The sequence below is a fragment of the Janthinobacterium sp. SUN137 genome (assembly GCF_030587265.1).
GTDB lineage: Bacteria > Pseudomonadota > Gammaproteobacteria > Burkholderiales > Burkholderiaceae_D > Janthinobacterium > Janthinobacterium kumbetense.
In genome coordinates this window covers 553,983-578,744 of record NZ_JAPWHZ010000005.1, presented here as the reverse complement: position 1 = coordinate 578,744, position 24,762 = coordinate 553,983, and the positions used below count along the sequence as shown (strand labels likewise).

The window sequence follows — 24,762 nt, the reverse complement described above, 5'->3', positions numbered from 1 at the left end:
ATGCCGATTGTTCCTGCTACATTGCAAGCTTACCGTGCCAGCTTGCTGCACTTCCACGCCGACCCCGCCTTTAGCGAGGAGGCGCACGGCTGGCATGCGGATGGCTTGTTGATCGTGGCCGATGGTAAGGTCGTGGCCGCCGGCGATTATGCGCAGCTGCAAGCGACTTTGCCGCCCGGCACCGAGATCGTCGATTACCGCGGCAAGCTGATCGTGCCGGGTTTCATCGATACCCATCTGCACTTCCCGCAGACGGAAATGATCGCCTCGCCCGCTCCCGGTTTGCTGCCGTGGCTGGAAACCTATACTTTCCCCACTGAACGCGCGTTTGAGAATCCTCAACATGCGCGCGATGTGGCCGAGTTTTTCCTCGATGAACTGCTGCGCTGCGGCACCACGACGGCCATGGTGTATGGCAGCGTGCATCCGCAATCGGTCGATGCCTTCTTTGGCGCCAGCGAGGCGCGCGGCTTGCGCATGGTGGCGGGCAAGGTCATGATGGACCGCAATTGCCCCGAGTCCCTGCGCGACACGGCCGAGTCGGGCGCGCGCGAAAGCGAAGAGCTGATCCAGCGCTGGCACAAGCACGGCCGTTCGCTGTATGCGATCACGCCCCGTTTCGTGCCGACGTCCACCAATGAACAGATGCACCTGGCGGGTGAGCTGGCGCGCGCCTATCCGGATACCTATCTGCAGACGCACGTGTCGGAAAACGCGGATGAATGCCGCTGGGTGCGCGAACTGCATCCGCAGGCGCGCAGCTATCTCGATGTGTATGACCAGTACGGCATGCTGCGTCCGCGCGCCATGTTCGGGCACTGTATCTGGCTCGACGAGCGCGACCGCGCGCGCATGGCGGAGACGTCGTCGGCGGCCGCCATTTGTCCTACATCAAACCTGTTCCTGGGCAGCGGCCTGTTCGATTTCGAGCGGGCCGATGCGGCGCGGGTGCTGCTGTCGCTGGCCACCGACGTGGGGGGCGGCACCTCGTTCTCGATGTTGCAAACAATGAACGAAGCCTATAAAGTAGCACGCTTGAAAGGCAGCTATCTGCCCGCCTTGCGCATGTTTTACCTGGCGACCCTGGGCGCTGCACGGGCCATGCAACTGGAAGGCACCCTGGGCAATTTCGCGGCAGGCACGGAAGCGGATTTTATTGTGCTCGACAAGCAATCGACGCCGCTGCTCGAGCGCCGCACTGCCGGCTGTCAAAGCCTGGAGGAATTGCTGTTTGCCTTTGCGCTGCTGGGCGACGACCGTGCCGTGGCCGCCACCTATTCAGGCGGCCGATGCGTGCATGTGCGAGGGCAGGGCTGACCTACCCGTTGTTCAACACGAATTATCCTGAGCGAGAACGCGAATGCACAAGAAACTCACTGGCCTGGCGCTTGGCGCCGCGCTGGCCTTGACCGGCACGGCGCAGGCCGCCCCGTCTTCCAATGAAGCGGCCACCGCGCGCCATTTTGCCGCCCTGGTTGCCGGTGCGCAGCCGAAGACGGCCGAGTTGAGCCTGTTCTTTTCCATGATGCCCAAGGGCGGTGACTTGCATCACCATTACTCGGGCGCCATTTACGCCGAGCAATTCCTCGACTGGGTCGACAAGGAAAACTATTGCGTCAACAAGACAACCTACCGCATCGAAAGCAACAAGGACGTCGTGGCGGCCGAGCGCGCCAAGCCGGCCGCGCAGCGTGGATGCCTGTCGTCCACGGAAGTGTTTGCCGATGCGGGCCTGTATGCGGAATTGCTGCAGCGCTGGTCGACCAAGGATTTCTATAATCACGGCGCCATCCAGACGCCGCCGGACCGTACCTTCTTTGATACCTTTGGCTATTTCGGCCCCGTGGCATCCACGAACACGGCCGATGGCCTGAAAACCCTGAAGCAGCGCGCCATCGCGGAAAACCTCAGCTATATTGAAACGATTTTCGAGCTGTCGCCATTCGTGCAAAACGCGCAGTTCGACCAGCAAGTGCTGGCGCCGGGCTTGCAGCCGGCCGCATTGCAAGCGCTGCTGGCCAACTGGACAGGCAGCCTGGAGCAGGATGCCGGCTTCCAGAAAAGCATCACCGCCTACAACGACAACGTCAACGCCAGCAGCGCCGGCATCGACGATGCGCACTTCACCATGCGTTACCAGGCGTATGTGTTGCGTTTCCTGTCGCCATCGCAAGTTTTTTCCTCGATGGTGGCCGCGTTCAAGGCAGCTAGCCTGAATCCCTTGCTGGTGGGCGTGAACATCGTGGGGCAGGAAAGCGTGAACGTGTCGATGCGCGATTACAGCCTGCACATGGAAATGTTCAAGTTCCTCAAGGCAAAATATCCGAACGTCAAGATCGCCTTGCACGCCGGTGAGCTGGCGCTGGGCATGGTGCCGCCGGAAGGCATGGCTTTCCACATCGCCGAAGCCGTCGATGTGGCGGGCGCCGACCGTATCGGTCACGGCATGGATATCGCCTACGAGCACAATGCGCTGGCGACCATGCAAAAGATGCGCGAACGGGGCATACCCGTGGAAGTGAACCTGACCAGTAACGATTACATTCTCGGCATCAAGGGTCAGGCCCATCCGATCACCCTGTACCGTAAATATGGCGTGCCCTTCGTCATCTCCACCGATGACGCGGGCGTCTCGCGCAATACCCTGTCGAATGAGTACGTGCTGTTTGCCAGCCAGTACAAGACCGATTATGCGGAAGTCAAAAAGCTGTCGTATAACAGCTTGCGGTACTCGTTCCTGGCGGAAGCGGACAAGCAACGTTTGCTGAAAGCACTCGATGCCCGTTTCACCCGCTTTGAAGCGCAAATTGCCGCGGCCGACAAGGCAGGCAAAGGCAGCAAACCGTAAGTTGCGCGACGTTCACAACCGATACTCTCAGGACGGCCGGATATTCCGGCCGTTTTCATTTCTCCCCCTCAAATCCCGGCAATGTATTTTTGTTAATTTTGTGGCGGCCATGCGACACAATTAACGGCAGATGCACGACTTTGTCCAATTTCTTGGATGAATCAATTTCAAGTACATATTGCTCATTTATAATCACGCGCCATAAGCCCGGACGCTGTCAGCACGATATCAATCCAGCTAGTTACTCCACGCTATTTATACTTAAAATATATAAATATGTAAAAAAAAACGTATTTGTCATCCATTTTTTGATGATGCATAGTGGGATGAATGTGATATTAAAAAGTCACAATTCATATGGCTGATAGCGTATGAAGATGGGTATTTGCAGTAAATAAAGGTGAGATGCAGAGTGAAACAAACAGTCGCGCAACTAAATGACGACATTCCTCTGCATTTTGCCGCCGTGTCACAGTCTTGAAATATTTAACAATTACACTCGCGGCTTGCCATGTTAGCCGGGTAAGCCTGTCGGGTGAATGACACAGGAGCTAGCGCCCTGGGTCGCACGGATCGGTCGCAGTTTTTTCCGCCGTTATTGTCTGAATAGGAATGGTTGTGATGTGTGGAGCGGCGTTTTGTGATGGTCTTGTCAGGACCGCAGCCAGTCCCGCCGGCGTAACAGTTGCAGCATCGTAAAGAGGAAATGTTGTGTTTGTTTTGCTGTGCGGCGCAGCCGGACGGTGGGGCAAACCAGGATTTTCAAAAATAATAGTCTTTTCTGGGGTTAAAGATGATCAATCACAAACGACTTCGGCTAACGCAAATCGCGTTCAGCCTGTCTATTGCACTGGCGACGATACCATCGATCGCACAGAACACTACCTCCTCCATTGGCGGACGCATTTCCTCCACCGACGGCCAGCCGGCAGCCGGCGCCACTGTCACCATCGTGCATACCGAGTCGGGTTCCGTCAGCAATGTGACGACCGATGCGGAAGGCCGCTACGTCGCGCGCGGCTTGCGTGCCGGTGGCCCTTACACGATCACCGTGACCAAGAACGGTCAAGTTGAGAAACGCGAAGGCGTGTACGTGCAACTGGCTGAAACGGCCAGTGTGGACGCCACCCTCGGCGCGCCGATGCAAACCGTGAGCGTGACTGGCAGTGCTGGCCGTTCGGATAAGTTCAGCAAATCCAACATGGGCGCCGGTACCAGCATCGGTCCAACCGAGCTGGCCATGCAAGCGTCGATCCAACGTAATCTGCAAGATTATGCCCGTTCCGACCCACGCGTATCGCAAACCGACAAAGAGCGTGGCGAATTGTCCGTCGCCGGTCAAAACTCGCGCTACAACTCGATGACCATCGATGGCGTGGCAGTGAACGACACCTTCGGCCTGGAATCGAATGGCAGCCCGACCGCCAAGCAACCGATTTCGATCGAGGCGATCCAGTCCGTGCAAGTCAACGTCGCCAACTATGACGTGACGCAAAAAGGCTATACGGGCGCCAACATCAATGCCGTGACCAAGTCGGGTACCAACGAATTCAAAGGCAGCGCCTATTTCGTTTTCCGTAACGACAAGATGGCTGGTGATCGTTATGATAATAACAAAGACACCTATAGCTCCCCTGAGCCATTCCGCGAAACGACCAAGGGCGTTACCGTCGGCGGCCCATTGATCAAGGACAAACTGTTCTTCTTCGCCAATAAAGAGCGCCTGGAAAGCACGCGCACCGCGCCATCGTTTGGCCCACTGGGCAGCAACAAAACCAACGTCGGTATTTCCGATGCCGCAATTGCGGCAGCGCAAGCGATCGCCAAGAATAACTACGGTGGCCTCGATATCGGTACCACGGCAATCCCAGCTGGCACTCAGCTGCTGGTGAACGATACCCTGTTGAAACTGGACTGGAATATCAACGATAACCATCGCGCCATGGTACGTTATTCGAAAACGGACCAATCCGAGCCGATGTTCCCTGGCGTGTCGGCCACTGGCCTGTCGCTCAATTCTTACTGGTACACGCAGAATAAGAAGATCGAAACCGTTGTCGGCCAATGGTTTGCTGACTGGACGCCGGCTTTCTCGACCGAGTTCAAGGTGTCGTCGCGCGATTATGAAAGCACGCCAACGAACAACGCACGCCTGCCAGCGATTGGCCTGCAATTTAGTGGTGCCAATCCTGCCGGCACGCCAGCCGGCGTTCCTACCGATAACCGTTTCTTGAACTTCGGTACGGAAATGAGCCGCCAGCTGAATGTGCTGACCACCAAGACCAAAGATGCCTATCTGGGCGCGAACTGGGCTGTGGGTGATCATGAAGTCAAGTTTGGCGGCGATTACAGCAAGAACGATGTGTATAACCTGTTTGCCCAGAACATCAACGGCAATTACACATTCAATTGCACGAATAGCTCGGCAACCTACAAGTATTCGTTTGGTAGCGTGACCTGCGGCGGCAAGACTGCTTCGTCGCCCGAAATTATCCAGCAAGCGATCCTGGAAAACTTCCGCCTTGGCCGTCCTAGCTCGTACCAGGTGCAGATTCCAGTCGTGGGCGGCACAATTGAAGGCGCTGCCGCCGATTTCAGCCTGAAAAATTATGGCTTGTTCCTGCAGGATGTGTGGTCTGTCAACAAGCGCCTGACCGTCCAGTACGGCGTGCGTGTGGATAAAGCCGCCATAGGCGAGCGTCCTGCGCGCAATGCGGCCGCAGCCGCGCCGATGGTGGCAGGCGTCGCCACGGGGGGCCGCACGGGCCTGGGCGGTACGGCGCAGACAGGTGGTTTTGGCCTGGACAATACCCAGACCATCGATGGCCAGACCCTGGTACAGCCGCGTGTCGGCTTTAACTATACGTTTGACAGTGCCCGTCCGACGCAAATCCGTGGTGGTGCCGGCCTGTTCCAAGGTGCGGCGGCGACCGTGTGGATGTCGAACCCGTTTGCAAACTCCGGCATGGCGACCCGCGTCGTTGGTTGCGGCGGTAGTTTCAAGCCGTGTACGACCGTAGGCGGCCTGTTCAACCCTGATCCTGACAAGCAACCAGTCTTTATCGGTGATGGCGCCGCCAACGTCGACTTCCTGTCGCCAAACCTGCGCCAGCCATCGATCTGGAAAGCCAACCTGGCGTTCGAACATGAATTGCCATGGATGGGTCTGGTTTTCGGTGCCGAATACCTGCGCACCAAGAACAAGGATGCGATTTACTACGAGCACCTGAACTTGGGTACACCGACGGCAAAGGGTTCGGATGGACGTAATCTGTACTATTCGGCCAATGCCTATAATACCGATTGCTGGACTGCCACTGGCTCGTTGAGCTCGTCGGCGGCTCCGGTTTGCGGGGGGGCTGTGTCGCGTGCTCTGAAAAATACGGCCTACAACAACGTTCTCGTTGCCAAGAAAACGGACAAGGGAGAAGGCAATCTGGTGACTCTGTCGCTGAGCCAGCCAATGACCAAAGGCTTCGGCTGGTCGGTTGCCTACACCTACACGGATGCAACGGAAGTGTCGCCACTGACGTCGTCGGTTTCGAATTCGAACTTCAACGCCCGCAGTATCTTCAATCCAAATGAAGAAGTGGCGGCGAACTCGAGCTACCTGGTGAAAGACCGTTTCAATGCCATGATCAACTGGCAAAAACGTTTCTTCGGTACCTACAAAACAAGCTTCGGCCTGTTCTATGAAGGCCGCAAGGGCAAGCCTTACAGCTGGACCGTCAACAATGACTTGAACGGCGACGGCGTGCAGGGTAACGACCTGATGTACATTCCATCGAAACCAGGTTCGGGTGAAGTGGTGTTCCGTAACGACACCGCGACCAACCATGCCAACGAAGACCGTTTCTGGGCTTTCGTCAACAGCAACCCGGATCTGAAAAAATCCGCTGGTGGTGTTGCTTCCCGTAATGGCAGCTTCGCACCATGGACCAACAGCTTCGATATGCGTATCAGCCAGGAAGTACCAGGCTTCTTCAAAGGCAATAAAGGCGTGTTCACGATGGACTTCTTCAACGTGGGCAACATGATCAACCGCAAGTGGGGCCGTATCAATGAAATCGGCTTCCAATCCGGTGGCGGTCAGGCACGCAGCTTTGTTGACTTCGCAGGTCTCGATGCTCAAGGCCGTTACATCTACCAAGTCCGCGACAAAGTGGAAAACTATGATGTGCGTCAAAACAAGGGTGAGTCCCAATGGGCGATCCAGGCTACGGTCAAGTACGAGTTCTAATCTCGACGCTTGATTGAAGTTGCAAACGGCTGGTGGCGACACCGGCCGTTTTTTCGTTTATGTTCTGCTTTCTTGTAATGCTCGGATGGGCTTGCGGCGCGCGGCGTCCCCCCGGATGAGACAGATTCTTTTGACAACGATGACTACGTGGGGACCATGAAACATCATCTGACACCACTCGCCGCAGCGGCGGCCCTGACCTTGCTGCTGGCCGCCTGCGCCACGCCTCCTACGCCTTCCGCGGCGCCCGTTGATATCAACCTGGTCGCCCTGAACGATTTTCACGGCAATCTCGACCGCAGCAAATTTACCTACACGAGCGTTGCCGATGCCGAGCGCAAGACGGTGCAGGCCGGTGGCATCGATACCTTGTCCGGCGCATTGACGGCGTGGCGGCGCGAAGACGCGCAGCTGATTTTTGTCGGCAATGGCGACCTGGTCGGCGCCAGCCCCGCCATGTCGGCCCTGTGGGCCGACGAACCGAGCATCGTTGCCATGAACATGCTGGGCATGAAGGCCAGTTCCGTCGGCAACCATGAATTTGACCAGGGCAAGGCGGAATTGCTGCGCCAGCAGCGCGGAGGTTGCGACTCGTCGCGCGCCGACAAGGCATGCAAGTTCACACCCGATTTCAAGGGCGCCAGCTATACCTATATGGCGGCCAATGTCATCGACACGCAGACGGGCAAGTCCTTGCTGCCCGCCTACCGCATCGAAGAGGCGCATGGCGTCAAGGTGGGTTTGATCGGCGCCGTGCTGAAAGATACGCCATCCGTGGTGACGGCCGCAGGCATTGCCGGTTTGCAGTTTGGTGATGAAGCGGATGCCATCAACGCCACCTTGCCGCAGCTGCGCGCGCAGGGCGTGGGCGTGTTCGTCGTGCTGCTGCACCAGGGCGGCGAGACCAAGGAAGCCGTCGACCAGCCCGATTGCAGCCAGCTGAAGGGCGAAGTGGTGGATGTGGTGAAACGTCTCGATCCGGCGATTCAGTTGGTCATCAGCGGCCATTCGCACCAGGGTTATCTGTGCCGTGTAGATGGCCGCCTGGTGACGCAAGCGCAAATGGGCGGACACATGTTGACGCGCATCAAGCTCAAGGTCGATCCCGTCAAGAATGCGCTGATCGATGCCAGTGCGCAAAACGTGGTCATGCTGCCAGGCATGTATGAACCGGACCCGGCCGTGGCAGCTTACCTGGAATCGGTGAAGCAGCGCAGCGCGGCCGAATTGTCGCGTCCCGTGGCCGCCATCGCCGTGCCCACCGTGGGCCGCAGCACCAAGGGCGGCGGCGCATCCCCGCTGGGCGACCTGGTGGCCGACAGCACCTTATTTGGCGCGCGCGCAGCCGGCGCGCAAATTGGCCTGATGAACAATGGCGGCATCCGCAAGGACCTGGAAGCAGGCGCCAACTTGATGACGAACGTGGGCCAGAACCAGGCCGTGGTGCCGTTTGGCAATACCCTGATCGTCGTGAGTCTTTCCGGCGCGCAAATCCGTACCTTGCTCGAGCAGCAATGGCCGGGCGAAGAGGCCGGCGAGGGCAATCTGCTGCAAGTGTCCGAAGGTTTTAGCTACCGTTGGGATAGCACGCAGCCGCAAGGCCAGCGCGTGCTGCCGGGCAGCATCATGCTCAATGGCGTCGTCATTGATGACAATCAACAATACCGAGTCGCCGCCAACAGTTTCCTGGCCGGTGGCGGCGACCGCTTCACCGTGCTGGCGGCCGGCACGCGCCGCCTGGACACGGGCGTGCGCGACATCGACGCCTTCAGCAATTACCTGATCGACCGAGCGCGCGCCGGCAAGCCGGCTGGCAGCGCCACGGCGGCCGGCCGCATCGTGCGCGTCAAATAACATTACAAGGAATAACCATGCGTCGTTTATTTGTTTCTGTCGTTCTCTCCAGTCTGTTCGTAGGCACGGCCCACGCCGATTTCACGATTCCCGGCTTTGAGCTGGTGCACACCTCGCCCGTGGAAACGAGCTTGACGAATCCCGACCTGCGCGAGCCCGTTACCGTGTGGAGCGAGCTGTTTGATTCGGCCAAGAAAGAAATCGTCATTGCCCAGTTCTATGCCGTCAGCAAGCCGGGCACGGCCTTTGAAAAAGTGCTGGCGAGCCTGACGGCCGCAGGCCAGCGCGGCGTGAAAATCCGCTTCCTGCTGGACCAGAAGGGCGTGGGCCTGTCCGAAGCGGCCACCATCGACCGGATCAAGGCGATTCCGAACCTGGACTTGCGCCTCATCGATTTCAATAAAATCACGGGCAATGGCATCGTGCACGCGAAATACCTGGCCGTCGATGGCCAGGTGGCATACATCGGCAGCCAGAATTTCGACTGGCGCTCGTTCGAGCACATCCATGAGACGGGCTTGAAGATCACGGAGCCAGGCATGGTGAGCCAGGTGCAAGCGATTTTCGAGCAGGATTGGCAAGCCCAGGCATTGACGTCGCAAGGCAGCCGTGCCACGGTGCTCAACAGCAAGATCGTGCCTGCCAACTACGCGCAAAACGCCTTCCTGCTGGCCAGCCCGAATGCCTACAACCCGGCCGGCGTGGGGGACTCGGAAACGGGCTTGCCCGCCTTGCTGGCGGAAGCGAAAAGCGAAGTGCGCATCCAGCTGCTCGACTATGCCCCGCTGTCCTACGGCCAGAACCGCACGCGGCCGTATTACGCCGTGATCGACAATGCCGTGCGCGCGGCTGCCCAGCGTGGCGTGAAGATCAAGCTGATGGTGTCCGCCTGGAACACGGAGGCGCCCGCCATCGCTTACTTGAAAAGCCTGGCCCTGGTGCCGAACGTGGAAATCCGCATCGTGACGATACCCACGGCGTCGACGGGTTTTATCCCGTTCGCGCGCGTGATCCACAGCAAGACCATGAGCATCGACGGCAAGCTGGCCTGGGTCGGCACGAGCAATTGGGCGGGCGGCTATTTCGACCTGTCGCGCAACCTGGAAGTGGTGCTGCGCAACGATGCCATGGCGCAGCGTATTGCCGCGCTGCATGAGCAGACGTGGAGCTCGGCGTATGCCCAGCCTATCGATATCAACAAGCAATATCCGAAGCCGGCCAAGGCGGCGCCGCAAGGCAAGGAGTGAACATGAAAAAACTGTTGACCGTGCTGGCGCTGGGCGCGGTTTTCTCCTCCGGCAATGTGCTGGCCTGGGGCAACGACGGCCACCGCGCCGTGGGCGCCATCGCCGATCAGTTGCTCAAGGGCAGCGCGGCGCAGGCGCGGCTGGAGAAATTGCTGTTGCCCGGCGAAAGCCTGGAAAAGATCGCCAACTGGCCCGATTGCGTGAAGGGCACGTATTGCGGTCCGCAATCGCCCGAAATGTTGACCTATGTCGCGGCGAATCCCAAGCATGGCGAATACCATTACACGAACGTGCCTTTTCAAAACGCGCATTACCACGACCATGGCGTGGGCACGGCCGACGACGATATCGTGCAGACGCTCAAGCAGGCGATCCTGGTGTTGCAAGGCAAGGATGATGCAGCCAGTAATCCGCACGGCTTCAGCCAGCGCGAAGCTTTGATTTTGATCACGCACCTGGTCGGTGATATCCACCAGCCATTGCATGTGGGCAATGCGTTTGTCGGCAAGGATGGCCAGTTTTTCGTGCCCGCCACGCAGGCGCAGATTGACGATGTCACCATTTTCAATGCGCGCGGCGGCAACGACTTGCTGCTCGACGAGGCGAAGATGACGGCGCTGTCGGATGCCGTGATCCCCGCACCGCTACCGGCCGAGGATGGCGTAGCCAAGCCCTCCAGCGCGTATCCGAAGTCGCCCACCAAGCCCCTGCATGCGTATTGGGACACGACCGTCGTCGATTACGCCATACGCCGCCTGAGCACGCGCACGCCGCAGCAGTTCGCGCGCACCGTGATCGCCAGCGCGCCTGTGGTCAGCGTCAATACTGGCGACCCCGCCACCTGGCCGTATCAATGGGCCGATGCCTCGCTGGCGGCGTCAAAGATTGCCTTCACGGACGTGGAGGCCGGCCCGGCCACGCAGCAGACCAGCCGCAAGGGCGATGTCTACAATGTGTGGAACTTGAACGTGCCGGACAATTATCCCGTGCCCAGCTCGGCGCTGGCGAAGCAGCAGCTGATCGAGGCGGGCTATCGTCTGGCCGCCGTGCTGCAGGCGATCTGGCCGCAGTAAAGTGTCATGCGAAAGCGGCCTGCGGGCCGCTTTTTTCATGCCAGGGTGATGCTGATCCCCATCTCGCGGTAGGGCGCGACCAGGGCGTCTTCCACGTCGCGGTGAACGATGATGTCGTTGACCTGGCTCAAGGGGACGATTTGAAACGGCGAGGCCGTATTGAACTTTTCCGGCGAAGCCAGCACGACAGTGCGGCTGGACGCTTCGCTCAGCGCGCGTTTCACGCACGCTTCTTCATGATCCCCCGTAGTGATGCCCGCTTGTGGATGCAGGCTGGACACACCCATGAAGTACAGGTCGGCGCGGATGCGGCCGATGGCTTCCACGGTTGCCGCACCGACACCCACGATCGAGTGCTTGTACAGGCGCCCGCCCAGCATCAGGACCTCGACGCCGGGGTGATTCACCAGTTCGACGGCAATCGAAGGGCTGTGCGTGACGATGGTGGCGCGCAATTCCCGCGGCAGCTGGCGCGCCAGTTGCACGGCAGTCGTGCCGCCATCGAGAAACACCACTTGTCCCGTTTGTATCATGGCGCCCGCTGCGCGGCCGATGGCGGGCTTGGCTTCCAGCGAAATCTGTTCGCGCCCGGAAAACGGCGCCAGCGCGGGCGAACGGGGCAGCAAGGGCAGGGCGCCGCCGTGCACGCGCTCCAATAGACCCTCTTTCGCCAGTTCGCGCAGGTCGCGGCGTATCGTGTCTTCCGACAAGCCCAGGCTATCGCTGACGGCCTTGGCGACGATCTGGCCTTCGCGTTGGAGCAAGTCCAGCAGGTATTGTTTGCGTTGATGTGTCAGCATGTTTTTTCTTGTATTTTCTTGATATTGCACGAGTTTGCATGATAAAGTCGGCAAAGGCAAGCATATACAAGCACAAGGAGACACTATGCGCGAAGAAAATAGCAAGCAGGAACGGGTCCGCATCCACGGCGTGCAGACCCTGTCGCACGACTGGTATTTATTGCAGAAAACCACGTTCGACTATCTGCGCCGTGATGGGCAATGGCAGACGCAGACGCGGGAAACCTATGACCGGGGCGATGGCGCCACCATCTTGCTCTACAACAAAGTCAAACGTACGGTGATTTTGATCCGCCAGTTCCGCTTTCCCACCTACCGCGAAGGCCACGACGGTTTCCTCATCGAATCGGCGGCCGGCTTGCTGGAAGAGGCCAGCGCGGAGCAGCGCATCCGCGCCGAGGTGGAAGAAGAAACGGGCTATACGGTGGGCGCCGTGCATAAAGTGTTCGAGGCTTTCATGAGTCCCGGTTCCGTGACGGAGCGCCTGCATTTTTTTGTCGCAGAGTACGATCCGGCCAGCCGCATCGGCGACGGCGGCGGTCTGGCGCACGAGGGCGAGGATATCGAAGTGCTGGAACTGCCCCTGGCGCAAGCGCTGCAGATGGTGGCCGATGGCCGCATCTGCGACGGCAAGACCATCATGCTGCTGCAGCATGCGCAGTTGCACTTGATGCCGCGCAAAAGAGGACTGCAGATTTTAGTAGCTGGCCCGTATCGTTCCGGCACGGACGACGACCCCATCTTGATGCAGCGCAATGTGGACGCCATGCAAGCCGTCTGCCTGCCCCTGTATGCCAAGGGACACATGCCCGTGCTCGGTGAATGGCTGGCCTTGCCCATGCTGGCGCTGGCCGGTTCCACCCGGGTGGGCGACGCCGTGTATGAAGAGTTGTTCCACGCGCATGCGACGCGTTTACTCAGCCATTGCGATGCCGTGCTGCGCATCGGTGGCGCTTCCCAGGGAGCCGACCAGATGGTGGCGGTGGCGCGCAACTTGGGCCTGGCCGTGTATTTCTCGCTGGACGAGATTGCGCAGGCGTAAAAAAAGCGAAGCCCGCGGGCTTCGCTTTTTTATGATGTGATAGCCTCTTAACGGGACTTCACAAAGGGGATACCGATGGCCTTCGGCGCGATGGATTTCGCCATCAAGCCCGCCAGCACGATCACGGTGACCACGTACGGCACCATCTGGATCAGCGAGCCGGGGATGCGGCCCACGACGGGCAAGTCCACGCCTTCAATCTGGATCTGGATGGCGGCAAAGAAGCCGAACATCAAACAGCCGAGGAAGGTGTAGACGGGACGCCAGTTGCCGAACACCATGGCCGTCAGGGCCAGGTAGCCGGCGCCGGCCGACATGTCGCGCAGGAAGAAGCCGCTTTGCACGATGGCAAGATATGCGCCCGAGAACGAGCACAGGATGCCGGCCACCAGCATGGCCAGGTAGCGCGTCGCTTCCACGCTCACGCCGGCCGAGTCGGCCGCGTGCGGGTTTTCGCCGCAGGCGCGCAGGCGCAGGCCGAAGCGCGTGTGGTACAGCAGCCAGTGCACGAGCGGAATCAGCAGGAATGCCACGTAGACGAGGATGGAATGGCCGCCGATCAGGTGGGCGTACACCCAGCCGATGAAGGGGATGTGTTCCACGTATTGCGTACCCGGCAAGACCACGTCGAACAGCCGCGCCGAACCGAGGTCGGGCGTGCGGCCGCCTTGCTGGAAGAAGAATTGCGCCAGAACAAACGTCAGTCCGCTCATGGCGATGTTGATCGCCATGCCGGCCACCAGCTGGTTGCCCTTTTGCGTGATGCTGACATACGCTTGTAGCAGGGCGAGCGCGACGCAGACGAGCATGCCGGCAGCCATGCCGTAATACGGGTTTTGCGTCGTGTAGGCCACGGCGGCGGAAGCGAAGGCGCTGGCCAGGATCTTGCCTTCCAGGCCGATGTCGATCATGCCGCTGCGTTCGGCAAACAGGCCGGCCATGGCGGCAAAGATCAGGACGGGCGCATTGCGCACGGTCGATACCAGGATGCTGGCGAATTGAAAGTCGTCGAGTGTCATGGTGTTAGCCTTTGGTGCGCTTGAGCAGGGCGGAAATGGCCGGTGCGTAGAAGTTTTCCATGGCGCCGCAGAACAGGATGATCAAGCCCTGGATGAAAATGAAAGTTTCCGTCGGGATATTCGGTTTTTCCAGCGACAAGTCGAAACCGCCCTGTATCAGCGCGCCGAACAGCACGGCCGACAGGAAGATGCCGACCGGATGCTGGCGGCCCATCAGGGCGATGGCGATGCCGATGAAGCCGGCGCCGCCCACGAAGTTCAGCGACAGGTAGTGCGTCGAACCCATGATGGAATTGACGGCGCCGAGGCCCGCCAGCGCGCCCGAGATCAGCATGACGATGATGATCATCTTGCTGATCGACACGCCCGCGTAGTGGGCCGCATGCTTGTTGAGGCCCGTGGCGCGCAGCTTGAAGCCCCACGACGAGCGCCAGACCATCACGCCATAGATCGCCAGCGCAGCGATTGCCAGGACAAAGCTGATGTTCAGCGGCGTGTCGCCCAGCGACGGGAACCAGGTGGAGAGGCGCGGCATTTCGCCGCTTTCCGCAAATACGCGGCTGGCCGTGTTCTGCTCGCCCGGGGGGATCAGGTATCGCACGATCACAGAATTCATGAGCGAGGATGCAATGTAGTTGAACATGATGGTGGTGACCACGATGTGGCTGCCCCGCTTGGCTTGCAGATAGCCGGGCAGGAAACCCCACAGTGCACCAAAGACGGCTGCACTAATCATGGCCACGGGAATCAAGGCCCAGGCGGACAGCGATTGATCGAACGCCAGCATGGCGCATGTGATACCCAGGCCGCCGATGTACATCTGGCCTTCGGAACCGATATTGAACAGGCCGGCCTGCATCGCCACGGACACGGACAGGCCCGTGAAGATGAAGGTACTGGCGTAGAACAGGGTGTAGCTCAAGCCTTCCGGATTGAGGACGGCGCTATTGACGAGAATACCCAGCGATTCGGCCGGGTCTTCGCCCAGCATATAGATCACCAGGGCTGAGACCAGCAAGGCCGACAGCAGGTTTAACATGGGCATGACAAAGGCTGTCGCCCAGCGTGGCAAGTCGTTATTCATGATTTGTGCATTCCCCCCATCAACAGACCGATGCGGGTGGTATCGAATTCTTCAATTTTCAGTTCGCCGGTGATGCGTCCGCCGCACATGACGAGAATGCGGTCGGCCAGCGCCCGCACTTCTTCCAGTTCGACGGAGACCAGCAGGATCGCCACGCCCGCGTCGCGCAGGGCCAGCAATTGCGTATGGATGCTTTCGATGGTGCCGATGTCGACGCCGCGCGTGGGCTGGCCCACCAGCATCAGTTTCGGCTTGGCCAGCACTTCGCGCGCGATCACCACTTTTTGCTGGTTACCGCCCGACAGCAGGCCGATGCGCAGATCCGGATTGGCCGGACGCACGTCGAAGGTTTTCAGCAGTTCCGCGCAGCGGGCGCCGATGGCCTTGAAGTTGAACAGGCCCCAGCGGTTTTTCAGGCGGTCCTGGTAACCGAGGATGGTGTTTTGCATGACGGAAAAATTTTTCACCACGCCATCGCGCAAGCGGTCTTCCGGAATGTGGGCGATGCCCAGTTCGCGGAAGGCCAGCGGCAAGCCGTCGGCATCGTGGCGCTTGGCAAACGGCAAGTCCTTGTCCAGGAAGCGCAGCTTGCCCGACGTCGGCAAACGCATGCCGGACAGGATTTCCAGCAGTTCGCTCTGGCCATTGCCCGACACGCCCGCGATGGCGACGATTTCGCCGGCGCGCAGATTAAAACCTATGTCGGCCAGCAATTTGACTTGCTGGTCGTCAGCCAGTTGTAAACCGTCAACTTCCAGCACCGTGGCGCCCGGATTGTACGGTGCGCGGGGCAAGTGGCTCTGGATGGGGCGGCCGACCATCATGTTGGCCAGTTCCTCTTTCGAGGTGCTGGCCGTGGCGACGGCGCCCACCACCGTGCCGCCGCGCATGACGGTGACGTTGTCGGTGATTTCCAGGATCTCTTGCAGCTTGTGCGTGATCAAGATGATGGTCTTGCCTTGTTCCTTGAACAGGCGCAAGATTTCAAACAGCGAAGCCGTTTCCTGGGCCGTCAGCACGGCTGTCGGCTCGTCGAGGATCAGGATATTGGCGCTGCGGTAAATCTGCTTGAGGATTTCCACGCGCTGCTGCGCGCCGACGGAGAGGTCTTCGATCTTCGCCAGCGGGTCGACGTCGAGGCGGTAGCGGGCGCAAATCTCGCGCAACTTCGCTTCCGCTTCCGTGCGGTGGCTGGCCAGGCGAAAACCGCCTTCCGTGCCCAGCATGATATTGTCGAGGACGGTGAAGTTCTCGACCAGCATGAAGTGCTGGTGCACCATGCCGATGCCGAGGTTGATCGCTTCCTGGCTGTTGCGGATCGGTTGTACTTTTCCGTCGAGCAAGATTTCTCCGCCGTCGGCACGGTAATACCCGTACAGGATGCTCATCAAGGTCGATTTGCCGGCGCCGTTTTCCCCCACCAGGCCGTGGATACTGCCCTTGGCGATGGAGAAGCTGACGTCGGCGTTCGCCTTCACATGTCCAAACTGCTTGGAAATGCTGCGAAATTCTACTGCTGGCTGCATAGGTTCATAACTGGATAGTTTCATGGAAACGCGCCGCGCGGAGACTGGCTCCGGCGGCGCGCTAAAAGATACGGAGAAAAATTAAACCGGGCAGCTGCTGCCGACGCGGTAATCGATCACTTTGATCTTGCCATCGATAATGTCCTTACGCGCACCCAACACGCGCTTTTCGATTTCCGGCGTAATCAGCTTGCGGTTGTTCGCATCGAGCGCCCAATCCACGCCGCCTTCTTTCAAGCCTTTATAGCTGACGCCGCCCTTCCAGGTGCCGTTCTTGACTTGCATGAAGCTGTCATAGACGGTGTTGTCGACGCGCTTGACCATCGAGGTCAGGATGCTGCCTGGATACAGATGATTCTGGTTCGAATCGACGCCGATGGCCAGCTTGCCTTTTTCCTTGGCCATTTGCAGGGTACCCATGCCGCTGCCACCAGCGACGGCGAAGACGACATCGACGCCGCGTTCGAATTGCGAGCGGGCCAGTTCGCCGCCCTTGGCCGGGTCATTCCAGGCGCCGGACGTGGTGCCGACCATGTTTTGCGTGATTTCCGCCTTTGTGTTCACAGCCTTGACGCCTTGCGCGTAGCCGCAGGCGAAGTTGCGGATCAGGGGAATATCGATGCCGCCGATGAAGCCGACCTTCTTGCTCTTGCTGGCCATGGCCGCGGCCACGCCCACCAGGTAGGAGCCTTCTTCTTCCTTGAAGACGACGGAATTGACGTTGCTGCCGGCGGCCTGGCCGTCGATCAGCACGAATTTTACGTTCGGAAATTCCTTGGCGACCTTTTGCACGGCTTGCGTTTGCGCAAAGCCGATGGCCGCGATCATGTCGAGTTTCTTGCGGGCCAGGCCACGCATGACTTGCTCGGCTTGCGTATCGCTGGAGGCTTGCACTTCGATGAAGGAAATGCCCGTGTCTTTTTTGAAGCGCGAGGCGCCTTCGAAAGCGGATTGGTTGAACGACTTGTCAAACTTGCCGCCCGCGTCATACACGACACCCAGTTTTGGGGTAGCCGCGGACGCTTGAGCAGTCAGAAATACGGCTGCGATCGTCAAACTAAATTGTGTAAGTTTCATGAATTGGCTCCTGGAAGATCGATATTGTATATTTTTTATAGGTGAAACATATAATTTGGGGCCGATTTAGCCTGTTTTTGATGCACGAGGTGATAATTCCTTATTAACATTGCACTGTATTGCACAAGATCATTGCTGGCCTTGACTGCTTTTATGTCGACAATGTGATGCTCATGCAACAGTCGACCCCGTGTCTTTTATACGTACAACATCGAAGGGGGCTGCCGGAGCGGGCTGGGATGCGCCGTCAGTTGACGGGCAGGGCAAGCACGGGACCGGCGCCGCGATGGGCGTCCGAATCACTATGCATCATGCCAGATATGTATGACAAATACGTTTTTGTTTAGTTATTTATATGAAAGCCATATAAATTGCGGCTTCAGGCGGCGGGGGGATTCAGGATATTCAAGAAGGCCCGTACGACGGGCGCGTCGTCCAGCGTGGTGTAGCTGATATACAGGTTGGCCGACGGCGGATTGGTCTTGATCGGCAGAAAAACGACGCCGGGCCAGCCGATGCGGCTCGTCGTTTCCGGCACCAGGGTCACGCCCAGGCCCGCGCCCACCATGGCCAGCAGGGTTTGCGGCTCGCTCGCTTCCTGGAAGATCACTGGTTCGAAGCCGGCATTGATGCAACATTGCACCAGATAGCGGGGAAACGCGGATTTGTCGAGGTTCAGGGTCAGCATCGGTTCGTGGGCGATGTCGATCAGTTCGATGGACGTGTTTTTTGCCAGCGGGTGGTGTTCATTGACGGCCACGCAGACGTTTTCGCGGAAACACAGTTCCTGGCGTAAATTGTCGTGACGCAAGTCGTCGTCGTTGAGCTTGGGTTCGCGCCAGAAGCCCACGTCGATTTGCTTGGCGCGCAAGGCTTCGTATTGCACCGTGGGACCAAATTCATGGATGGTCCAGCTGACGCGGGGAAATTTGGTCTGGAATTCTTCCAGCAGGCTGGGGATGGGGCCCCACATGGCCGAGCCGACGATGCCCACGCGCAAGCGGCCCACTTCGCCGCGGTCGATCTGGCGGATGGTGTCGATGGTCATGCGCATCTTGGCCAGCAGGTCGGCCGCCTCGTTCATCAGCGCCTTGCCCGCCACGGTCAGTTCGAACGTGCGCGTGGTGCGCGCAAACAGGCGTACGCCCAGTTCGCTTTCCAGTTTCATGATCTGCTGGCTCAGGGGCGGCTGCGAGATATGCAGGCGCTCGGCGGCGCGGCTGAAGCTTTTCTCCTCGGCAACGGCAAGAAAATACTTTAACTGTTTCAGATCGATGGACATGCTTTCCTTGGCGTTGCGTGGTGCTAGGCGATGGAACGGCGCGCAGACCTGGATGCCGGCATGCGCGCTTTCTTTACAGCAGTCCTATTATCGTGCCACGACTGCCTGCATGGCAATGGCCAGCGCCGTACCGACCTGGGCATTGTGCTTGACCAGCGCGATATTCGTCGCCAGGCTGCGGCCATCCGTCAGCTGCTTGATGCGCGACAAGAGGAATGGCGTGACTTGCTTGCCCTTCACGCCACCCGCATCCGCTTCCTGCAGCGCCTGCGTGGTGATGGCGTCGATTTCTTCCTTGGGCATGGCTTGCGCGGCCGGTACGGGGTTGCTGACGATCACGCCGCCTTTCAAGCCCAGTTGCCACTTGGTGCCGATGAAGGCAGCCTGTTCGGCGGCCGTATCGAGGCGGAAATCGGCCTTGAAACCGCTTTCGCGCGTGAAGAAGGCGGGGAAGCCTTCCTGGCCCACGCTGATGACGGGCACGCCATGGGTTTCCAGGTATTCCAGGGTCAGGCCGATGTCGAGGATGGATTTCACGCCCGCGCAGACGACGGCGACCGACGTTTGCGCCAGTTCCTGCAAGTCGGCGGAAATGTCGAAGCTCGTTTCCGCGCCGCGGTGCACGCCGCCGATGCCGCCCGTGACGAACACGGAAATACCCGCCAGTTCCGCGCAGATCATGGTGGCGGCCACGGTGGTGGCACCCAGTTTACCCTGCGACAGGACGAACGGCAGGTCGCGGCGGCTGACTTTCATGGCGTCGGGCGAGGTGCCCAGCAATTCCAGTTGCTCAGGCGACAAGCCCACGCAGATCTTTCCGCCGATGATGGCGATGGTGGCCGGCACGGCGCCGCCGTCACGGATGATCTGCTCCACTTCGCGCGCCATTTCCACGTTTTGCGGATACGGCATGCCGTGCGAAATGATGGTCGATTCCAGCGCCACGATGGCCTTGCCGGCGGCGCGCGCGTCGAGCACTTCTTGCGAGAACAAGAGGAAATTCTGTAATTGAGTCATGTTAATCCTGTTGAAAGAGGGTAGGGGGGGGCGGCGCCAGGTCGGCGTCGTCAATGTTGTCGAGCGCGCCGGCGGAAATCTGGGGGGAGACGGTGGCCGCCGATTCCAGGGTCATGGCGGCCAGTTTCAGGCCGCGCCGGCATGCCAGTTTCAAATCGCTGCTGTCGTGGTACAGCGACCAGCAGACGGCGGCGGAAAACGCGTCGCCGGCGCCCGTCACGTCGACGGCATCCACTTCGCGCGCGGCCAGGTGCACGACAGGCGCGTCCAGGCTGTCGCCATCCGTGAAGTACACGCCTTCGCCGCCGCAGGTGACGATCACCTGGCGCGCGCCCTGGCGCTGCACTTCGCGGCAGGCGGCGCGCACTTCGAACGCCGTGGGCAAGGCCCGCGCCACGCGCGTTTCCAGTTCGCCACGGTTGAGGATCAGCAAATGCAAGCCTGTCAGGTCTTGCGGCAGGTGCGCCATCTTCGGCTGCGAGACGGCGACGATGACCAGCGGCGTCGCATGGGCGGCGTCCTGGCGCGCATCGGCCAGCAGCGCCTGCACGCTGTCGTGGCCCAGGTTCAGGTCGCAGACGGTGAGGGCGGCGGCCGCGCGCTGCGGCTGGCGGCTGTGCAAAAAGGCGGGTGTCAGCTGTTCGTAGAGTTGCATGTTGGCCATCGCCAGCAGCATTTCGCCATGTTCGTCGAGCACGGCCGTATAGGTGCCGCTGCTGGTGTTGCTCAAATGCAAGCTGCCGCGCATGTCGATGCCTGCGTCTTCCGCGTGCGTCTGCAGCGCGTGGCCGGCCGCATCGTCGCCCAGCGCCGTCAGCAGGGCGACGGGAATGGACAGGCGGGCCAGGTTTTCCGCGATGTTGCGGCCGACGCCGCCAAACACTTCTTCCGAGCGCACGGGATTCGAGGTGCCCATCTGCAAGGTCGCCAGCGTGCGCATCTTGCGGTCGAGGTTGGCGGCGCCTATGCACAGCACGGGACGGCTGTCCGGCAGCACATAGGCGCGTCCCAGCAGGCGTCGTTCGCGGATCAAACCGGCGATGTGGCCGGCGACGGCCGAGCGCGACAAGCCCAGTTCGCTCGCCAGGTCTTGCTGCGAGATGAAGGGGTTGTTGCGGATCAGCGTGTACAGCTGGTCTTTTTTATTGGTATCGGTCACAAGGTTTTCGCTGAAGGTTTAAACATTTGTCTGCGACTGTAAACATTTGTCTTTCTCGTGTCAAGCCCATGTCAAGCCCGTGTCAGGCGTGCGCGAAAAGCGGTCGTATGGAGCTTGTATGCATGCATTTTCGGGGCATGGCAGGTCTGGGCTTGCCTGGACTATAATGTCGGCCATTTATATTTGAATTGTATAAATGGGCAAGAAAAATGGTATTTGCCATACATATTCCGTTTGATGCATAGTGGCGGCAAATAGTGGCAATACGCATTTCGATATACCTGTAACACCATACTTAGCCGATACCTGGGCCGCAGTCCTTCATTGGGCTCGGCCGCACAGGCAGCAACCCATCATCATTAGTCAATCAGAGGATAACCATGTCGAACAACAGCCCTTTCCACGCCGCCGAAATCATCCGTGCCCGCGCTCCTGCAAATTTCAAGCCGCGCGTGGCGATGATCCTCGGCTCCGGCCTGGGTGTGTTGGCCGAGCAGATGACGGATGCCGTCAGCATCAGCTTTGACGAATTGCCAGGCTTCCCGATCAGCACCGTGCACGGCCACGCCGGCGAACTGGTGGTCGGCACCCTGTCGGGCGTCGCCGTCGTCTGCATGAAGGGCCGTGGCCACTTCTACGAAGGCTATGGCATGGGTGTCATGACGAGCGCCATCCGCACCCTGAAACTGCTGGGCTGCGAAATGCTGTTCGTCACCAACGCCGCCGGTTCCCTGCGCCCTGAAGTGGACGCCGGCAGCCTGGTCGCCATCAGCGACCACATCAACCTGTTGCCAGGCACACCGATGGTCGGCCCGAACGACGACCGCTTCGGCCCGCGCTTCTTCAGCATGGCCAACGCCTACGATGCGGACCTGCGCAACCTGGTCAAGGACACGGCCGCCACGAACGGCATCACCCTGCACGAAGGCGTGTTCGTCGCCTACCCAGGCCCGAACTTCGAGACGGCTGCGGAAATCCGCATGATGGCCCGCCTGGGCGCCGACACGGTCGGCATGTCGGTGGTGCCGGAAGTGGTGTCGGCCCGTCATTGCGACCTGAAAGTGGTGGGCGTGTCCGTCATCACCAACCTGGCCGAAGGCATGTCGCCATTCGCCCTGTCGCACGAACAAACCCTGAAATACGCGGCCATCGGCGCCAAAGACCTGGTCAAGCTGATCCTGGCTTTCCTCTCCAAAGTCGCTGAAAAACCGCAAGCCTAAGCACTTTTTTATGCAGTAGCGGCGCGCCGGCCACCGGCGCTGCCGCGCGGCAGGCCGGGAAAATCCGGCCTACACTGTTCGCATCATCTTCGCATCACTCCTAAAGCGAGCCTTATCATGTCACGCGCATTTATCCTCCTGCTTGATTCCTTCGGCCTTGGCGCGACGCCAGACGCCGCCAAGTATGGCGACGCAGGTGCCAATACCTTTGGCCATATTGCCAGCACTGTCGCCAAAAGCGGCAAGACCTTGAAACTCCCGAACATGGAACGCCTGGGCCTGGGCGCCGCGGCGCACCTGGCCAGCGGCGAATGGGCCACGGGCTTCGACCAGCGCGACGGTTTCACCGGCGCCTACGGCGCGGCGCGCGAGCGCTCCACCGGCAAGGACACGCAGAGCGGCCACTGGGAAATCGCCGGTGTGCCTGTCGAATTCGACTGGGGCTACTTCCCCCGCACGACGCCGTCGTTCCCGGCCGACCTGACCGACAAGCTGAAAGCCATGTCCGGCGTGCCAGGCTTCCTCGGCGACTGCCATGCCTCGGGCACGGACATCATCAACAAGCATGGCGATGAACACGTCGCCACCGGCAAGCTGATTATCTATACCTCGGGCGACTCGGTGATGCAGATCGCCGCGCACGAAGAGTCGTTCGGCCTCGAGCGCCTGTATGAAGTGTGCGAAATGGCCTTCAAGCTGGTCGAACCGTACAACATCGGCCGCGTGATCGCCCGCCCGTTCACCGGCAGCAATGGCAACTACACGCGCACTTCCAACCGCCACGATTACGCCGTTGCGCCGCCAAGCAAGACCCTGCTCGACCACGTCAAGGATGCGGGCGGCGAAGTCGTCGGCCTGGGCAAGATCAGCGACATTTTCGCCACCCAGGGCATCTCGCGCGTCGTGAAGGGCGTCGACAACATGGCGCTGTTCGAAGCGCTGTTGAAGACGGCCGATGAAGTGCAGGACAAGTCGCTCACTTTTGTGAACTTCGTCGATTTCGACCAGGCCTTCGGCCACCGCCGCAACGTCGAAGGCTATGCCGACGCGCTGCGCGAAATGGATGCGCGCCTGCCGGAATTCATGGCCAAGCTCAAGGAAGGCGACCTGGTCGTGATCACCGCCGACCATGGCTGCGACCCTACCTGGCACGGCTCCGACCACACCCGCGAACACATTCCGATGATCTTCTTCGGCCCCGGCGTCGCTCCGCGCGCACTGGGTATTTCCGAGACGTTCTCCGATATTGGCCAAACCCTCGCCAAGCACCTTGGCGTACCACCACTTGCTAATGGAACCAGCTTGTTATGACACTCATGCACCCCGAATTCAAGCGTAACGAGGCCGTTGGCCTCGATCTGGGCTGGATCAACCAGATCCGCGTCAACCGCGCCGCGACGGACCGCCGCGCGGCCAGCCTGGCGAACCGCCGTACGGTGAAAAAGGAATACCAGGCCGCCTGGCTGGTGAAAGCCATCCAGATGATCGACCTGACCACCCTGGGCGGCGACGATACTCCGGGCCGCGTGGAACGCCTGTGCATGAAGGCCATGCGCCCGCTGCGCGCCGACCTGATGGAGGCACTGGGCTTGACGGAACTGAGTACCGGCGCCGTGTGCGTGTACCACGAGATGATCCAGCCGGCCGTGAAAGTCATCCAGGGCCGCTTGCCCATCGCCGCCGTGTCGACGGGTTTCCCCGCCGGCTTGACGAGCATGGAAACGAAGCTGCGCGAGATCGAACTGTCGGTCGCCGCCGGCGCCTCGGAAATCGATATCGTCATCACGCGCCAGCACGTCCTGAACGGTAACTGGCAAGTGCTGTACGACGAAATGCTGGCCTACCGCAAGGCTTGCGGCGAAGCGCACGTGAAGGCGATTCTTGCCACGGGCGACTTGCTGACGATGGAAAACGTGGCCAAGGCGTCGTGGGTCTGCATGATGGCCGGCGCCGATTTCATCAAGACTTCCACCGGCAAGGAGGGCGTGAACGCCACCATCCCCGTGGCCCTGACGATGGTGCGCACGATCCGCGAATACCACGAGCAGACGGGTTTCCAGGTGGGCTTCAAGCCGGCCGGCGGCGTCAGCTCGGCCAAGAGCGCGCTGCAATACCTGACCCTGATGAAGGAAGAGCTGGGCAACGAATGGCTGCAGCCGCACCTGTTCCGCATCGGCGCTTCCAGCCTGCTGACCGACATCGAGCGCCAGCTCGAGCACTACGTCACCGGCAGCTACTCGGCCAATCATCGTCACGCACAACCTTAAAGAACAA

At 60.0% G+C, this 24,762-nt stretch carries 17 protein-coding genes and 1 pseudogene; 10 read left to right on the top strand and 8 right to left on the bottom strand.

The annotated features are described in order from the left end of the window. From guaD to O3298_RS26515, 6 genes are all read left to right on the top strand, one after another. The gene (gene guaD, locus O3298_RS26540) at positions 1-1,317 is read left to right on the top strand and encodes a guanine deaminase (RefSeq protein ID WP_305060951.1); all 1,317 of its coding nucleotides are present in this window, start codon (positions 1-3) and stop codon (positions 1,315-1,317) included. A gap of 43 nt (positions 1,318-1,360) precedes the next feature. Beyond that, positions 1,361-2,848 (top strand): adenosine deaminase, encoded by a 1,488-nt coding sequence (locus O3298_RS26535; RefSeq protein WP_305060950.1) that lies wholly within the window; start codon positions 1,361-1,363, stop codon positions 2,846-2,848. Between the two features lie 793 nt (positions 2,849-3,641). Further along, positions 3,642-7,088, top strand: coding sequence for a TonB-dependent receptor (locus O3298_RS26530; protein WP_289917929.1), 3,447 nt, complete (start codon positions 3,642-3,644; stop codon positions 7,086-7,088). Positions 7,089-7,244: 156 nt separating this feature from the next. Continuing rightward, on the top strand, positions 7,245-8,942 hold the full coding sequence (locus tag O3298_RS26525) for a bifunctional UDP-sugar hydrolase/5'-nucleotidase (RefSeq protein ID WP_305060949.1): 1,698 nt from the start codon (positions 7,245-7,247) through the stop codon (positions 8,940-8,942). A 17-nt stretch (positions 8,943-8,959) separates the two neighbouring features. Beyond that, complete coding sequence (locus tag O3298_RS26520) at positions 8,960-10,189, top strand: phospholipase D-like domain-containing protein (RefSeq protein WP_305060948.1); 1,230 nt, start codon at positions 8,960-8,962, stop codon at positions 10,187-10,189. A 2-nt stretch (positions 10,190-10,191) separates the two neighbouring features. Beyond that, positions 10,192-11,262: a S1/P1 nuclease gene (locus O3298_RS26515; protein WP_305060947.1), complete on the top strand. Its 1,071-nt coding sequence runs from the start codon at positions 10,192-10,194 to the stop codon at positions 11,260-11,262. A 35-nt stretch (positions 11,263-11,297) separates the two neighbouring features. Here the strand turns inward: O3298_RS26515 and O3298_RS26510 are convergent, their stop codons facing one another. After that, a complete protein-coding gene (locus O3298_RS26510; protein ID WP_305060946.1) occupies positions 11,298-12,062 on the bottom strand; it encodes a DeoR/GlpR family DNA-binding transcription regulator in 765 nt (254 codons plus the stop codon). 85 nt (positions 12,063-12,147) lie between these two features. Here O3298_RS26510 and O3298_RS26505 point away from each other — a divergent pair. Then, positions 12,148-12,732 (top strand): annotated as a pseudogene (locus O3298_RS26505) (NUDIX domain-containing protein); the annotation flags it as partial. Positions 12,733-13,151: 419 nt separating this feature from the next. On the opposite strand, the gene O3298_RS26500 reads toward O3298_RS26505, so the two are convergent. From O3298_RS26500 to O3298_RS26470, 7 genes are all read right to left on the bottom strand, one after another. Continuing rightward, the gene (locus O3298_RS26500; RefSeq protein ID WP_034754516.1) at positions 13,152-14,123 is read right to left on the bottom strand and encodes an ABC transporter permease; all 972 of its coding nucleotides are present in this window, start codon (positions 14,121-14,123) and stop codon (positions 13,152-13,154) included. Positions 14,124-14,127: 4 nt separating this feature from the next. Next, positions 14,128-15,207 carry an ABC transporter permease gene (locus tag O3298_RS26495; protein WP_305060945.1) on the bottom strand — a complete coding sequence of 360 codons (1,080 nt, stop codon included), beginning with the start codon at positions 15,205-15,207 and terminating at the stop codon, positions 14,128-14,130. Then, positions 15,204-16,733 (bottom strand): ABC transporter ATP-binding protein, encoded by a 1,530-nt coding sequence (locus tag O3298_RS26490; RefSeq protein ID WP_305060944.1) that lies wholly within the window; start codon positions 16,731-16,733, stop codon positions 15,204-15,206. The genes O3298_RS26495 and O3298_RS26490 overlap by 4 nt, the downstream gene beginning before the upstream one ends. Before the next feature lie 81 nt (positions 16,734-16,814). Then, positions 16,815-17,810 (bottom strand): BMP family protein, encoded by a 996-nt coding sequence (locus O3298_RS26485; protein WP_071325222.1) that lies wholly within the window; start codon positions 17,808-17,810, stop codon positions 16,815-16,817. Between the two features lie 379 nt (positions 17,811-18,189). Next, positions 18,190-19,092: a LysR family transcriptional regulator gene (locus O3298_RS26480; RefSeq protein ID WP_077400023.1), complete on the bottom strand. Its 903-nt coding sequence runs from the start codon at positions 19,090-19,092 to the stop codon at positions 18,190-18,192. A gap of 87 nt (positions 19,093-19,179) precedes the next feature. Beyond that, the gene (locus O3298_RS26475) at positions 19,180-20,109 is read right to left on the bottom strand and encodes a pseudouridine-5'-phosphate glycosidase (protein WP_099665374.1); all 930 of its coding nucleotides are present in this window, start codon (positions 20,107-20,109) and stop codon (positions 19,180-19,182) included. A 1-nt stretch (position 20,110) separates the two neighbouring features. Further along, positions 20,111-21,268: a carbohydrate kinase gene (locus O3298_RS26470; protein WP_099665373.1), complete on the bottom strand. Its 1,158-nt coding sequence runs from the start codon at positions 21,266-21,268 to the stop codon at positions 20,111-20,113. 380 nt (positions 21,269-21,648) lie between these two features. Between O3298_RS26470 and xapA the strand changes: the two genes are divergently transcribed. The 3 genes from xapA to deoC all read left to right on the top strand — a co-directional run bounded on the left by xapA (position 21,649) and on the right by deoC (position 24,755). Beyond that, positions 21,649-22,488 carry a xanthosine phosphorylase gene (xapA, locus tag O3298_RS26465; RefSeq protein WP_099665372.1) on the top strand — a complete coding sequence of 280 codons (840 nt, stop codon included), beginning with the start codon at positions 21,649-21,651 and terminating at the stop codon, positions 22,486-22,488. Between the two features lie 117 nt (positions 22,489-22,605). Next, a complete protein-coding gene (locus O3298_RS26460; protein WP_289917940.1) occupies positions 22,606-23,799 on the top strand; it encodes a phosphopentomutase in 1,194 nt (397 codons plus the stop codon). Next, on the top strand, positions 23,796-24,755 hold the full coding sequence (gene deoC, locus O3298_RS26455) for a deoxyribose-phosphate aldolase (protein ID WP_099665370.1): 960 nt from the start codon (positions 23,796-23,798) through the stop codon (positions 24,753-24,755). Before O3298_RS26460 ends, deoC begins: the two co-directional genes overlap by 4 nt. Positions 24,756-24,762: the final 7 nt, after the last annotated feature.

Coding starts and splice junctions, on each gene's coding strand:
- O3298_RS26485 (WP_071325222.1), bottom strand. CDS start 17,810: ATGAAACTTACACAATTTAGTTTGACGATCGCAGCCGTATTTCTGACT.
- guaD (WP_305060951.1), top strand. CDS start 1: ATGCCGATTGTTCCTGCTACATTGCAAGCTTACCGTGCCAGCTTGCTG.
- O3298_RS26495 (WP_305060945.1), bottom strand. CDS start 15,207: ATGAATAACGACTTGCCACGCTGGGCGACAGCCTTTGTCATGCCCATG.
- O3298_RS26500 (WP_034754516.1), bottom strand. CDS start 14,123: ATGACACTCGACGACTTTCAATTCGCCAGCATCCTGGTATCGACCGTG.
- O3298_RS26525 (WP_305060949.1), top strand. CDS start 7,245: ATGAAACATCATCTGACACCACTCGCCGCAGCGGCGGCCCTGACCTTG.
- O3298_RS26515 (WP_305060947.1), top strand. CDS start 10,192: ATGAAAAAACTGTTGACCGTGCTGGCGCTGGGCGCGGTTTTCTCCTCC.
- O3298_RS26490 (WP_305060944.1), bottom strand. CDS start 16,733: ATGCAGCCAGCAGTAGAATTTCGCAGCATTTCCAAGCAGTTTGGACAT.
- deoC (WP_099665370.1), top strand. CDS start 23,796: ATGACACTCATGCACCCCGAATTCAAGCGTAACGAGGCCGTTGGCCTC.
- O3298_RS26535 (WP_305060950.1), top strand. CDS start 1,361: ATGCACAAGAAACTCACTGGCCTGGCGCTTGGCGCCGCGCTGGCCTTG.
- O3298_RS26510 (WP_305060946.1), bottom strand. CDS start 12,062: ATGCTGACACATCAACGCAAACAATACCTGCTGGACTTGCTCCAACGC.
- O3298_RS26480 (WP_077400023.1), bottom strand. CDS start 19,092: ATGTCCATCGATCTGAAACAGTTAAAGTATTTTCTTGCCGTTGCCGAG.
- xapA (WP_099665372.1), top strand. CDS start 21,649: ATGTCGAACAACAGCCCTTTCCACGCCGCCGAAATCATCCGTGCCCGC.
- O3298_RS26530 (WP_289917929.1), top strand. CDS start 3,642: ATGATCAATCACAAACGACTTCGGCTAACGCAAATCGCGTTCAGCCTG.
- O3298_RS26520 (WP_305060948.1), top strand. CDS start 8,960: ATGCGTCGTTTATTTGTTTCTGTCGTTCTCTCCAGTCTGTTCGTAGGC.
- O3298_RS26475 (WP_099665374.1), bottom strand. CDS start 20,109: ATGACTCAATTACAGAATTTCCTCTTGTTCTCGCAAGAAGTGCTCGAC.
- O3298_RS26460 (WP_289917940.1), top strand. CDS start 22,606: ATGTCACGCGCATTTATCCTCCTGCTTGATTCCTTCGGCCTTGGCGCG.